Source organism: Streptomyces caeruleatus, assembly GCF_001514235.1.
GTDB lineage: Bacteria > Actinomycetota > Actinomycetes > Streptomycetales > Streptomycetaceae > Streptomyces > Streptomyces caeruleatus.
In genome coordinates this window covers 282,428-295,231 of record NZ_KQ948924.1, presented here as the reverse complement: position 1 = coordinate 295,231, position 12,804 = coordinate 282,428, and the positions used below count along the sequence as shown (strand labels likewise).

The following is a 12,804-nucleotide window of genomic DNA, read 5'->3' as shown; positions in this document are numbered from 1 at the left end:
GGATGGGGCACATGGCCGACATCCAGGGCACCTACGACCGCCTGTTTCTCGCCGTGCCGAACGCGCTGGCCGACATGCTGGACGCGGGGGACGCGGGCGGCTCCGTCGCCGTCTGCGTGGACGGCGAACCGGTCGTCGACGTCTGGGGCGGCTGGGCGGACGCCGACCGCACCGTCCCGTGGGAGCGCGACACCCTCGTCAACGTCTGGTCCGTGACCAAGACCATGACCGCGCTGTGCGCCCTGGTCCTCGTCGATCGCGGCAAACTGGACCCGGACGCACCGGTCGCCCGGTACTGGCCGGAGTTCGCGGCGGCCGGCAAGGACAAGGTGCTCGTACGGCACCTGCTCTCGCACACGGCCGGTCTGCCCGACTGGGACGGGACGGTCGACGAGCTCCACGACTGGCCGGCCGCCACGTCCCGGCTCGCCGCGCGCGCTCCCCGCTGGGAGCCGGGCACGGCCGCCGGATACCACTCCCTCACCCAGGGATTCCTGGTCGGCGAGGTCGTGCGCCGGGTCACCGGCCGCAGTGTGGGCGAGTTCCTCGCCGCGGAGGTGACGGGTCCCCTGGGCGCCGACTTCCACATCGGTCTGCCGCCCGCACACGACCACCGGGTCGCCCTCACGATCCCGCCGACGGGCCGGGACGAGGACTACGCGGCGAGCGCCCCGGACAACCCGACGGGCTCCGAGGCCGGCAACGGCGTGCGCGTCCGCGACGGCAACAGCCCGGCCTGGCGCCGTGCGCAGATCCCCGCGGCGAGCGGATACGGCAACGCCCGCTCCGTCGCGCTGGTGCAGTCGCTCCTGGCCTGCGGGGGAGAGGTGAACGGCGTGCGCCTGCTGTCGCCGGCCGGCTGCGACCGCGCCGGGGAGGAACAGTTCGACGGCGACGACCGCGTCCTGGGTATGCCGATGCGATGGGGCCTGGGTTACGGCCTGTTCGGCGACGCGTACGGCTGGGGCGGCTGGGGCGGTTCCCTGGTGATGATCGACCCCGACAGCCGCATGGTCGTGGCGTACGTGACCCACCAGATGCGCGAACCCACCGAGGACACCCGGGGGTTGGAGCTCGTGACGACCGCCTACGAGGGGCTTCAGGGGCTGCGCCGCTAGCATGACTCGGTGGCGCGGGGCCGCGGTCCCGGGGCGATCCAGGGGGCGGCGAAGGTCAGGCGCCCCGCGCCACCCCCGTGCTGCCCCGCTCCACCAGCCGCGGCACCGGCACCCGCACCGCCCGCGCCGACCCCCCGTCCAGGAGGGCGGTCAGTTCACGTGCCGCCGTGCGTCCGAACTCCACGCTGTCCCGGGACAGCGCCGACAGCCACGGCTTGACCATGCGGCACAGCGCGGAGTCCTCCCAGGACACCACCGAGACGTCCGCCGGTACCGAGAAGCCGAGTTCGGCGGCCGCGGCGGCACCGGCGACGGCCATCACGTCGTTGTCGTAGATCAGGGCGGTCGGAGGAGTGGGACCCTCCAGCACCCGGCGGGTGACCGCCGCGCCCTCGGCGTCGGAGTAGTCGGTGGTCACGGACTTCACCTCGGACAGGCCGCGCCGCCCGGCCTCGGCACGCAGGGTGCGGATGCGGCGTTCCGTGTGGGCGAGCCCCGGCAGCCCGGCGATGTGCACGATCCGCCGATGCCCGAGGGCGTACAGGCCGTCCACGACCGAGGCCATCGCGCCCGCGTCGTCCGCCCACACGGTCGACAGGCCGGGGTGCCGGTCGTCGGGTGCGCCGCCGATCACCACGGCGGGCAGGCCGAGTTCGTCGAGGAGACCGGGGCGGGGATCGTCCGTGCGCGGGTCGACGACCAGGACGCCGTCCACGCGGTGCTCGGCCCACCAGCGCCGGTACACCGCGCACTCGTCGGCGACGTCCTCCACGACCTGGAACAGCAGCCCGAGATGGCGCTCCGCCAGCACCTCCTGGATGCCGGAGACGAGTTGGAGGAAGAACGAATCCACGCCCAGCGTGTCCGCGGGCCGCGCCAGTACGAAGCCGACCGTCGCCGCGCCCTCCCCGGACAGGGCCCGCGCCGCCGTGCTGGGCCGCCAGCCCAGCTCCTCGGCGACCCGCCGCACCCGCTCACGGGTGTCCTCCGAGACCCCGGGGCGTCCGTTCAACGCGAAGGAGACGGCGCTCTGCGAGACGCCGGCGTGCCGCGCTATGTCCTTCATCGTCGGCCGACGGGCCGGTGACCGCTTGCCTGACATGGTGGTTCCCCTGATTCCCCATTCCGGCGACACATTCCCGGAGCAGTATGCACTAATGCGGTTCAGCTCGATGAGCCTAATGCGCATTAGTCACTAATGAAATTAGCTGTGCGAGAGCCATTGACGGGCTCGCGGAACGGCGTGCAGGGTCTGCCTCGTCGACCAACCCGCCCATAAAAGGAGGACGGTTCACGGTGCCCGTTTCCCGTAGAGCCCTCGCTGCCGCATTCGCCGTCTGTGTCGTCCTGCCGCTGAGCGCCTGCGGCTCGGGAGGGGGCGACGGCGCCGCCACCGACGCCTCCGGCAAGGTCGAGGGCGACATCACCTTCCAGACCTGGAATCTCCGCGCCAACTTCAAGGACTACTTCGAAGGCCTGATCGCCGACTTCGAGAAGAAGTACCCCGGCACCGACGTCAAGTGGATCGACCAGCCCGCCGAGGGCTACGCCGACAAGATCAGCGCCGACGCCGCCGGCGGCACCCTCCCCGACGTCGTCAACGTCTCCCCCGACCTGGTCGCCCCGCTCGCCAAGGCCGGCCTCGCGCTCGACCTCGACAAGGCGGCGTCCCGGTACGAGAAGGAGTACCTGCCCGGCGCCTGGGCCAGCCACCGGATACCGGGCATGACGGGCACGTACGCCTTCCCCTGGTACCTCAACACCGGCCCGCTCTTCTACAACAAGACCCTCTTCAAGGAGGCCGGCCTCGACGCCGAGCAGCCGCCGAAGACGTACGACGAGGTATTCGACGCCGCGCTGAGGATGGCGGAGAAGACCGACGGCGAGGTCGCGACCCTGGCCAACGTCCCCACCATCGAGGACTTCGGCCGCTACGGCGTCCAGCTCATGAACAAGGAAGGCGACGCCTTCACCTTCAACGACGCCAAGGGAGTCGAACTCTTCACGAAATACAAGGAGTTGTACGACGCCAAGGCCCTCGACCCGCAGGCCCTGACCGCCACCCCCGAGTCGTCCGGCAAGAAGTTCCTCACCGGCGCCGTCGCCATGAACCCCGGCAGCGCGCTCGACCTCGGCAACTTCAAGAAGCAGGCGCCGAACCTGTACAAGAACATCGGCATCACCGACCAGATCACCAGCACCGGCCACGTCAACATGTACGTCATGGGCGTGATGGTCAACGCACAGACCAAGCGCACCCCGGCCGCGGTCGCCTTCGCGCACTACGTCACCGACGCCGCGCACCAGATGTCGTTCGCCCAGCAGGTCGCCATCTTCCCCAGCACCGCCGGCTCGCTCGACGACCCGTACTTCACCAAGGAGGACGGCACCGACGAGACCCGGGTGCGGGTGGCCGCAGCCAAGTCGCTGAAGAACGCCGTCAACTACACGCCGGTGCTGTTCAGCGAGCAGATGAAGACCGAGCTGCGCAACGAGGTCGCCAAGGCCCTGCAGGGCAAGGAGAGCCCGAAGGAAGCTCTTGACAACGCTGTCGAGGCCTGCAACCGGCTTCTCCAGCAGCAGGGATAGCGGGCGATGGCCAGTTCCGCTGTCTGTCGGACGCGGCGCCCGGAGCGACGGGTGCGGCGCCAACTGCCCACCAGCCCCTGGCTGTTCGCAGCGCCGGGGATGCTGATCATCGGCGTCTTCATCCTGTACCCGTTCGTCTCCACCCTGGTCAACGCCTTCACCGACCGGCGCACCCTGATCCCGGGCGAGTTCGTGGGCCTGGCGAACTTCCGCGAGCTGGTCCAGGACGACATGTTCTGGATCGGCCTGCGCAACAGCACGCTGTACGTCCTCGGAGTCGTCCCCGCGCTGGTGATCCTGCCGCTGCTGCTCGCGCTGCTCGTGCAGAAGAACATCCCCGGCATCACCTTCTTCCGGTCCGCCTTCTACACCCCGGTCGTCGCCTCGATCGTGGTCGTCGGGCTGATCTGGGTGTGGCTGCTCGACGAGCGCGGCCTGGTGAACGCGCTGCTGGAGGCGATCGGCGTCGGCCGGGTCGGCTTTCTCAGCGACCAGTGGCTGCTCCTGCTGAGCGCCATGGCCGTGACGGTCTGGAAGGGCCTCGGCTACTACATGATCATTTATCTGGCGGCGCTGGCGAACGTGCCGCGCGAACTGCACGAGGCGGCCGCCGTGGACGGCGCCGGCGCGATCCGCCGCTTCCGCACCGTCACCGTCCCGGCCGTCCGCTCCACCATGGTCCTGGTCGGTGCACTGTCCTCGGTCGCCGCCTTCAAGGTGTTCTCCGAGGTGTATCTGATGGCCGGCCCGACCGGCGGACCGGCGGGCGAGGACACCACCCTCGTCATGCTCGTCCAGCGCACCGGCACCGGCCTCACCGGCCGCGTCGGCTACGCCTCGGCCATCTCCGTCGTCGTCTTCGTCGTCACCGTCGCCCTGATGCTGCTCGTGCTGCGCGCCGACCGCAGGGAGGAGTCATGAGCCTGCTGGAGAAGGCACGGACCGCCGCGTCGAAGCCCCCGGCCGCAGCCCGCGAACCCCGCGTCACCGACGAGCACGGCCGCCACGTACGGGTGTGGGAACTCACCCTGCGCTACCTGCTGCTGCTCGCCGTCCTCGCCCTGACCGTCGGCCCCTTCCTCTGGCAGCTGTCGACCTCCCTCAAGGGGCCCACCGAGGACATCTTCAGCTCCCCGCCGAAGTTCCTCCCGGGCGAGCCGACACTGCACAACTACGAGCGTGTCGCCGACACCATCCCCGTCTGGGACTACGCCCTCAACTCGCTGAAGGTCGCCACCGCCAACGTCGTCACCAACTGCGTCGGCGCGGCCCTCGCCGGCTACGCCCTCGCGCGGCTGCGTTACCGGGGCCGCCGCGCGGCCACCCTCGCCTTCATCCTGGCGATGCTCGTGCCCGTGGAGGGCATCATCATCGCCCAGTTCACGACCATGCGGGAGCTCGGCCTCAACAACACCCTCGTCGGCGTCGTCCTGCCCGGCTCCATCAGCGCCCTGAACGTCCTGCTGATGCGCAACGCCTTCCTCAACCTGCCGTACGAGATCGAGGAGGCCGCCTATGTCGACGGCGCCAACGTCTGGCAGCGGTTCCTGCGGATCGCGCTGCCGTCCGTGAAGGGGACCGTCGCCGTCGTCGCGATCTTCGCGTTCATGGGGGCTTGGGACGACTTCCTGTGGCCGCTGATCGTGCTGAGCGACCCGTCCAAGTTCACGCTGACCATCGGCCTCAACTATCTGCACGGTACCTTCGCCAACGACGAGCGCCTCGTCGCCGCCGGCACGATCATCGCCGTGGCGCCGCTGATCGCCCTGTTCGCCTGCCTCCAGCGGTACTTCTTCCGCGGCGTCGGCGAGGGCGCGGTGAAGGGCTGAACCCCCAACCCCCCCGCCTAGCAAGGACACCGCATGCCTTCTGCCGTGCGCTTCGGCGTCAACTACACCCCGAGCGAAGGGTGGTTCCACCACTGGCTCGACTTCGACCTCGACTCCGTACGCGCCGACCTCGACTCCATCGCGGCGCTGGGCCTCGACCACATCCGGGTCTTCCCGCTGTGGCCGTACTTCCAGCCCAACCGCACCCTGATCCGTGAGCGGGCCGTCGCGGATCTCGTACGGCTCGTCGACGCCGCCGCCGAACGTGGTCTCGACGTCAACGTGGACGGACTGCAGGGCCACTTGAGCAGCTTCGACTTCCTGCCGGCCTGGACCCGGACCTGGCACCGGCGCAACCTCTTCACCGACCCCGACGTCGTCGAGGGCCAGGCCGGCTACCTGCGCACACTGGCGGCGGCCCTGCACGGCCGCCCCAACTTCATCGGCATGACCCTCGGCAACGAGGTCAACCAGTTCTCGGCGGGCCCGCACCCCGACCCCGACCGGGCCACGGCCGAGCAGATCGACGCGTGGCTCACCCGCATGCTCGCCGCCTGCGAGGAGGGCGCCCCCGGGCGGCTGCACCTGCACGCCGAGTACGACGCCACCTGGTACCAGGACGACCAGCCGTTCACGCCGGCCCAGGCCGCGCGGCACGGCGGCGTCACGGCCGTGCACTCCTGGGTCTTCAACGGCACCGCCCAGCGCCACGGCCGCACCTCCGTGCCGGCCGAGCACCACGCCGCCTACCTCGTCGAGCTGAGCAAGGCCTGGGCCGACGACCCGCACCGCCCCGTCTGGCTCCAGGAGGTCGGCGCGCCCGCGCCGCTGGTCCCGGCGGAGCACGCCGCCGCCTTCACCGAGGCGACCGTGACCCATGCCCTGGACTGCCCCGACCTGTGGGGCATCACCTGGTGGTGCTCGCACGACGTGTCCCGCGAGCTGGCCGACTTCCCCGCACTCGAATACGGGCTCGGCCTGTTGACCAACGACCGGAAACCGAAGGACACGGCCGGCGTTCTGGCGCGGGCCGCGAGCGCGCGGCACACCTACGCGCCCGCGCCCCGGACCACCGCACTCGTGGTCCCCGCCGACCCGGCCGTGCGCTCGGCCTGCGCCCCCGGCGGCCCCGTCTTCGACGCCTTCTTCCGGCTCACCGCCGACGGCGCCCGCCCCACCACCGTGCTCGACACCCGCGCCGACGACCAGGACCACCTGGCCGCGCGCGGCGTCACCGAGGTCGTCACTCCCGATCAGGCACTCCCCGCCCCACAAGGACGCCAAGGAGGCACCCGCTCGTGAAACCCACCAGACGCATCGTCCTGCTCGCCGGCGCCGCCACCCTGCTGCCGCTGACCTCCTCGGCCGCGACGGCCGCACCCAGGACCAGGGCCGCCGCCCTCCAGCCGTACGCCTCCTACTGGTACCCGGACTCCCTGCCCTCCGGCACCCCGGGCCCCGGCATCGCCTGGCGTGGCCTGAAGTCCTGGCGCCCCGCCGACGACCCGGACCTCGCCTTCAACGCCTCGACCGTGCCGCTGGCCCCGCGCTTCGCCCCGACCCCGGCCAACACCACGGCCCGCGCGGGTCAGGCCCGCATCCAGTCCCTGGTGTCCTTCGGGCCCACCGCGAGCAACCCCTCCCAGGGGTCGGCCACCGCCGACTACTACGCCCTCACCCACTGGGCGTACATCGACGAGCTGGTCTTCTGGGGCGGCTCGTCGGGCGAGGGGCTGATCCTCGCGCCGAACGCGCCGATCGTCGACGCCGCCCACCGGCACGGGGTGCCCGTCCTCGGGAACGTCTTCCTGCCGCCCGTGGCCTACGGCGGGCAGTTGCGGTGGACGCGGGACCTGGTACAGAAGGACGCCGCCGGGCGGTATCCGCTGGCCGAGCGGCTGGTGGCGGTCGCACAGGCGTACGGGTTCGACGGGTGGTTCGTGAACGCCGAGACCAGTGGCGGGGACGCCGCGCTGGGTGCGGACATGCTGGGATTCCTGCGGGAGCTGAAGACACTCGCCAAGGCCAAGGGGCAGCGGGTGACCTGGTACGACTCGATGACCGTGAACGGGAGCGTGAGCTGGCAGGGGGCGCTCAACGCGCAGAACGAGGCGTTCTTCCAGGCCGCCGACGACATGTTCGTCGACTTCCGGTGGACGGCGAGCGGTCTGTCCGCGTCGGGGCGGCGGTCCCGGCAACTCGGGCGGAGCCCGTACGAGTTGTGGGCGGGCGTCGATGTCGAGGCGAACGGGTGGAACTCCTCCGTGCGGTGGGACGCGGTCGTGCCCTCGGACAAGGCGCATGTCACGTCGGTCGGCTTCTACCGGCCCGAGTGGACGCGCAACCACCTGCCGGCGGACGGTCGGGCGCCCGGTGACTTCCATGCCGCCGACGACCGGTTCTGGACCGGACGCTCGCTCGACCCGTCCGCGCCGGACGGCACGGACGGCTGGCGGGCGCCCGCCGTGTCCGTCGCCGACCGCTCGACGGTGACGTCGGTGCCGTTCGCGAGCGTGTTCAACACCGGGCACGGGCTGCGCTGGTACGAGGCGGGGGAGGTGGCCTCGGACGCGCCCTGGAACCATCTCGGGTTGCAGGACCGGCTGCCGTCCCGGCGCTGGGTCGTGCACACCGACGGGCAACGCCCGGCTGTGACCTTCGACTTCGCCGATGCGTGGCAGGGCGGGAGCAGTGTGCTCGTCGACGGTGAACTCGACGAACCCGTGGTGGTGGATGTGTATGCGACACGGCTGCCGTTGGGTGTTGACACGGTTGTCGAGCTGACACACCGGGTCGACGCCGGCGGTGTGAACGTCGAGCTGGGCGTCGCCACCGCCGAGCCGAGCGAGCCGGGGGCGACACCGCCGTACACCTTCTTCCCTGTGAACTCGGTCAACACGTGGCAGACGTCGACCGTACGGCTCACAGGCCTGGGCGGAACGGTGCGCGCGCTCGGGGTCCGGCTCACCGCGACCGACGGCCCGGTGAGCTGGCGGCTCGGCGGGATCGCCGTACGGAACGAACCCGTCGCCCCCGCCGCCCCCTCCGGCCTGCGGATCACCGGCGCCACCGGCGGCGATCTGCGCCTGGCCTGGGACGCCTCCCCGGGCGCCGTACGGCACTACACCCTGCACCGCGTCCTGCCCGACGGCACCCGGCGCTTCCTCGGCGGAACCTGCCAGCGCGCCTACTTCGTCGCCGGCCTACGGCCCGAACAGGACGAGGTGGCCGCGCGGTTGGAACTGCGTGCCGTAGGGGAGCTGTACACAGCGTCGGCCCCCGTCACCGTGACCCACCCCTGGTAACCGTCCCCCCAGCCTTGGAGCACCCCGCATGCATGACGACCGCAGCCTGGTCGAAGCCCGTCTCAAGCGCGTCCTCGACGAGCGCGTCCGCCCCGCCGTGTACCCCGAGTCCGTGCCGCTGGACGTGGCGGTGTGGCATGCGCCGGGTGAACCGGTGCCGGTCGCCGAGGGGCTCGCGGCCGAACCCGAGGCCATCGAGGTGGGGGCGCGTTGGGGTGCTCCCTGGGGCACCAGCTGGTTCCGGGTCACCGGGACCGTCCCCGAGGCGTGGGCCGGGAAGACGGTCGAGGCGCTGCTCGACCTCGGGTTCGACGAGAACATGCCCGGCTTCCAGTGCGAGGGCCTCGTCTACCGGCCCGACGGCACCCCCGTGAAGGGCCTCAACCCGCGCAACCAGTGGGTGCGCATCGGTGCCCCCGTCGAGGGCGGGGAAGAGGTGTGCCTGCACATCGAGGCCGCCTCCAACCCCGTCATCCTCGACTACCACCCCTTCCTGCCGACGCAGTTGGGCGACAAGGAGACCGCGGGCAGCGAACCGCAGTACACACTCACCCGCATGGACCTCGCCGTCTTCGACGAGACGGTGTGGCAGCTCGTGCTCGACCTGGAGGTGCTCGGCGAGCTGATGGCCGAGCTGCCGGTGGAGTCAGCGCGGCGCTGGGAGATCCTGCGGGCGGTGGAGAAGGCGCTGGACGCGATCGACCTCCAGGACGTGGGCGGCACGGCGGCCCGCGCCCGTTCCCGGCTCACCCGCGTCCTCGCCACCCCCGCCGTACCGTCCGCCCACCGCATCAGCGCCGTCGGGCACGCGCACATCGACTCGGCGTGGCTGTGGCCGCTGCGCGAGACGGTGCGCAAGGTGGCCCGGACGACCTCCAACATGACCGCGCTGATCGAGGACGAGCCCGACTTCGTCTTCGCCATGTCGCAGGCCCAGCAGTGGGCGTGGGTGAAGGAGCACCGGCCCGAGGTGTGGGCGCGGGTGAAGAAGGCGGTCGCGGACGGGCGGTTCGTGCCGGCCGGCGGGATGTGGGTGGAGTCGGACACCAACATGCCGGGGTCGGAGGCGATGGCCCGCCAGTTCGTGCACGGCAAGCGGTTCTTCCTCGACGAGTTCGGCATCGAGAACGACGAGGCCTGGCTGCCCGACACCTTCGGCTTCGCCGCCGGACTGCCCCAGATCATCAAGGCCGCCGGCTCCAAGTGGCTGCTGACGCAGAAGATCTCCTGGTCCCAGACGAACAAGTTCCCGCACCACACCTTCCAGTGGGAGGGCATCGACGGCACCCGGATCTTCACCCACTTCCCGCCCGTCGACACCTACAACTGCTCCATGAAGGGCAGCGAGATCGCCCACGCGGCCCGCAACTTCAAGGACAAGGGCCGGGCCCGGCACTCCCTCGCCCCCACCGGCTGGGGCGACGGAGGCGGCGGCACCACCCGCGAGATGGTCGCCAAGGCGGCCCGGCTGCGTGATCTGGAGGGCTCGGCGACCGTCGTCTGGGAGACCCCGGACGCCTTCTTCCGCAAGGCCGAGGCCGAATACCCGGAGCCGCCCGTCTGGGTCGGCGAGCTCTACCTCGAACTGCACCGCGCCACCCTCACCAGCCAGGCCAGGACCAAGCAGGGCAACCGCCGCAGCGAACACCTGCTGCGCGAGGCCGAACTGTGGGCGGCGACGGCGGCCGTACGGGCCGGATTCCCCTACCCGTACGACGAGCTGGACCGCATCTGGAAGACGGTGCTGCTGCACCAGTTCCACGACATCCTGCCCGGGTCGTCGATCGCCTGGGTGCACCGGGAGGCACGCAAGACGTACGAGCAGGTCGCCGAGGAGCTGACGGGGATCATCCGTGCCGCACAGCGGGCCCTGGCCGGGGACGGGGAGCGGATCCTGCTGTTCAACTCCGCCCCGCACACGCGCGCCGGCGTCCCCGCGGGCGGCGTCGGAACCCCCGAGACCCAGGGGCGGACGCGGGTGACGCCACGCCCGGACGGCGGCCACGTCCTGGACAACGGCCTGCTGCGGGTCGAGGTCGACGGACGGGGCCTGGTGGTGTCCGTCTACGACATCGACGCCGACCGCGAGACGATCGCGCCGGGCGGGGCCGCGAACCTCCTCCAGCTCCACTCCGACTTCCCGAACATGTGGGACGCCTGGGACGTCGACGAGTTCTACCGCAACACGGTCACCGACCTGACCGACGCGAGGATCGTCGACGAGAGCGGGGACGGAGTCCGGGTCGTACGGGCCTTCGGCTCCTCCCGCGTCACGCAGCGGCTCAGCCTCGCGCCGGGCGACAAGCGCCTGCTCGTCGACACGGTGGTGGACTGGCACGAGACCGAGAAGTTCCTGAAGCTCGCCTTCCCGCTGGACGTGCACGCCGAGCGGTACGCGTCGGAGACCCAGTTCGGGCACTTCCACCGGCCCACGCACACCAACACCAGCTGGGAGGCTGCCAAGTTCGAGGCCTGCAACCACCGCTTCGTGCACCTGGCGGAGCCGGGCTGGGGCGTCGCCGTCGTCAACGACTCGACGTACGGCCACGACGTGACCCGTACGGTCCGCACCGACGGCGACCGCGGTACGACCACCACCGTCCGCGTCTCCCTCCTGCGCGCCCCGCGCTTCCCCGACCCCGAGACCGACCAGGGCGTCCACCGCTTCCGGCACGCCCTGGTGCCGGGCGCGGGCATCGGGGACGCGGTGCGCGAGGGCTGGCGGATCAACCTGCCCGAGCGACGGGTGAGCGGCGGCGTCGACGAGGTCGCGCCGCTGGTGACCGTCGACCAGGACGCGGTCGTCGTCACCGCCGTCAAGCTGGCCGACGACGGCAGCGGAGACGTGGTGGTGCGCCTCCACGAGGCCCACGGTGGTCGCGTACGGGCCACCCTGACGGCGGGATTCGAGGTGGCGGACGTCGTGGCCACGGATCTGCTGGAACGTGCGCTGCCCGAGGCGCCGGCGTACGACGGGCGACGTGTCGCGCTGCGGTTGCGGCCCTTCGAGCTGGTGACGCTGCGGCTGCGCCGGGCCCTCTAGGCCGAACGGGGGACGGTGGCGCGCTGTCGTGGAACGGCGCGCCAACCGCTCTCACACTCAAGGGTGTTGGCGTCCCCATCGCGCCTTGGAGGCACTCTTGAAGCTCGTCACACGAGCCCAGCTCGGCTGGCCGGAATCCGCCGCACCCCCACAGACCTCGGCCAAGGGCGTGAAGGTCCACTACGAAGGCGTGCCAGTCAGCGTGGAACTCCTCGACGACCACGACCTCTGCATCGCCAAATGGAAGGCGATCCGCAAGGCCCATCTGGCCGACCCGAAGGAGAACTACTCGGACATCGCCTACAACTACGGGGCCTGCCCGCACGGTCATCTGCTGGAGGGACGCGGCCTCGGCAAACGCACCGGGGCCAACGGCAACCAGGAACTCAACCGCGCCCACTACGCGATCTGCGGCCTGGTCGGCTCCTCGGGGCTGACCCGGCCGACGGACGCGATGCTGGGCGCGATCCGCGACGGCATCGAGCTGCTGCGCCGCCACGGTGCCGGCGAGGAGATCAAGGGGCACCGGGACGGACTGGCCACCGCCTGCCCCGGCGAGCACCTGTACGCCTGGGTGCAGAAGGGAGCCCCGCGCCCCGGGGGTTCGACGACCGTGCCGGGTCCGCGTCCGGTCATCGACCTGTCCGAGGTGATCGCCGCGGCCCTGCACGACCCGGCCGAGGCGGGCACACCGGTGTCGTACGCGGGGGTGCGGGCCGTGGAGAAGGCGCTCGTCGCGGAGGGCCTCCTCGACGCCGGTCACGCCGACGGCCACTTCGGCGGGGCCACCGTCACGGCGTACGCCGCCTGGCAGCACCGGTGCGGCTACACCGGCGCGGACGCCAACGGCATCCCCGGTCAGGTGTCACTGGACCGGCTCGGCGAGGCCCACGGCTTCGACGTACGGCCGTAGCACCGCT

General features: G+C 71.3%; 9 protein-coding genes. 8 read left to right on the top strand and 1 reads right to left on the bottom strand.

Annotated elements, in window-relative coordinates; all coding sequences use genetic code 11:
- Positions 1-11: 11 nt before the first annotated feature.
- Positions 12-1,118 (top strand): serine hydrolase domain-containing protein, encoded by a 1,107-nt coding sequence (locus tag AQJ67_RS01360; RefSeq protein WP_062716094.1) that lies wholly within the window; start codon positions 12-14, stop codon positions 1,116-1,118.
- A 55-nt stretch (positions 1,119-1,173) separates the two neighbouring features.
- On the opposite strand, the gene AQJ67_RS01355 is transcribed toward AQJ67_RS01360, so the two are convergent.
- Positions 1,174-2,220 carry a LacI family DNA-binding transcriptional regulator gene (locus AQJ67_RS01355; protein WP_062716092.1) on the bottom strand — a complete coding sequence of 349 codons (1,047 nt, stop codon included), beginning with the start codon at positions 2,218-2,220 and terminating at the stop codon, positions 1,174-1,176.
- A 194-nt stretch (positions 2,221-2,414) separates the two neighbouring features.
- Between AQJ67_RS01355 and AQJ67_RS01350 the strand changes: the two genes are divergently transcribed.
- From AQJ67_RS01350 to AQJ67_RS01320, 7 genes are all read left to right on the top strand, one after another.
- A complete protein-coding gene (locus tag AQJ67_RS01350; protein ID WP_062716091.1) occupies positions 2,415-3,707 on the top strand; it encodes an ABC transporter substrate-binding protein in 1,293 nt (430 codons plus the stop codon).
- Between the two features lie 6 nt (positions 3,708-3,713).
- Positions 3,714-4,628, top strand: coding sequence for a carbohydrate ABC transporter permease (locus tag AQJ67_RS01345; RefSeq protein ID WP_062716089.1), 915 nt, complete (start codon positions 3,714-3,716; stop codon positions 4,626-4,628).
- Positions 4,625-5,536: a carbohydrate ABC transporter permease gene (locus tag AQJ67_RS01340; protein ID WP_062716087.1), complete on the top strand. Its 912-nt coding sequence runs from the start codon at positions 4,625-4,627 to the stop codon at positions 5,534-5,536. Before AQJ67_RS01345 ends, AQJ67_RS01340 begins: the two co-directional genes overlap by 4 nt.
- A gap of 33 nt (positions 5,537-5,569) precedes the next feature.
- On the top strand, positions 5,570-6,838 hold the full coding sequence (locus AQJ67_RS01335; RefSeq protein ID WP_062716085.1) for a glycoside hydrolase 5 family protein: 1,269 nt from the start codon (positions 5,570-5,572) through the stop codon (positions 6,836-6,838).
- Positions 6,835-8,841: an endo-beta-N-acetylglucosaminidase gene (locus AQJ67_RS01330; RefSeq protein WP_062716083.1), complete on the top strand. Its 2,007-nt coding sequence runs from the start codon at positions 6,835-6,837 to the stop codon at positions 8,839-8,841. The genes AQJ67_RS01335 and AQJ67_RS01330 overlap by 4 nt, the downstream gene beginning before the upstream one ends.
- Before the next feature lie 28 nt (positions 8,842-8,869).
- Positions 8,870-11,884 carry an alpha-mannosidase gene (locus tag AQJ67_RS01325; protein WP_062716081.1) on the top strand — a complete coding sequence of 1,005 codons (3,015 nt, stop codon included), beginning with the start codon at positions 8,870-8,872 and terminating at the stop codon, positions 11,882-11,884.
- A gap of 97 nt (positions 11,885-11,981) precedes the next feature.
- A complete protein-coding gene (locus AQJ67_RS01320; protein WP_062716079.1) occupies positions 11,982-12,797 on the top strand; it encodes an N-acetylmuramoyl-L-alanine amidase in 816 nt (271 codons plus the stop codon).
- Positions 12,798-12,804: the final 7 nt, after the last annotated feature.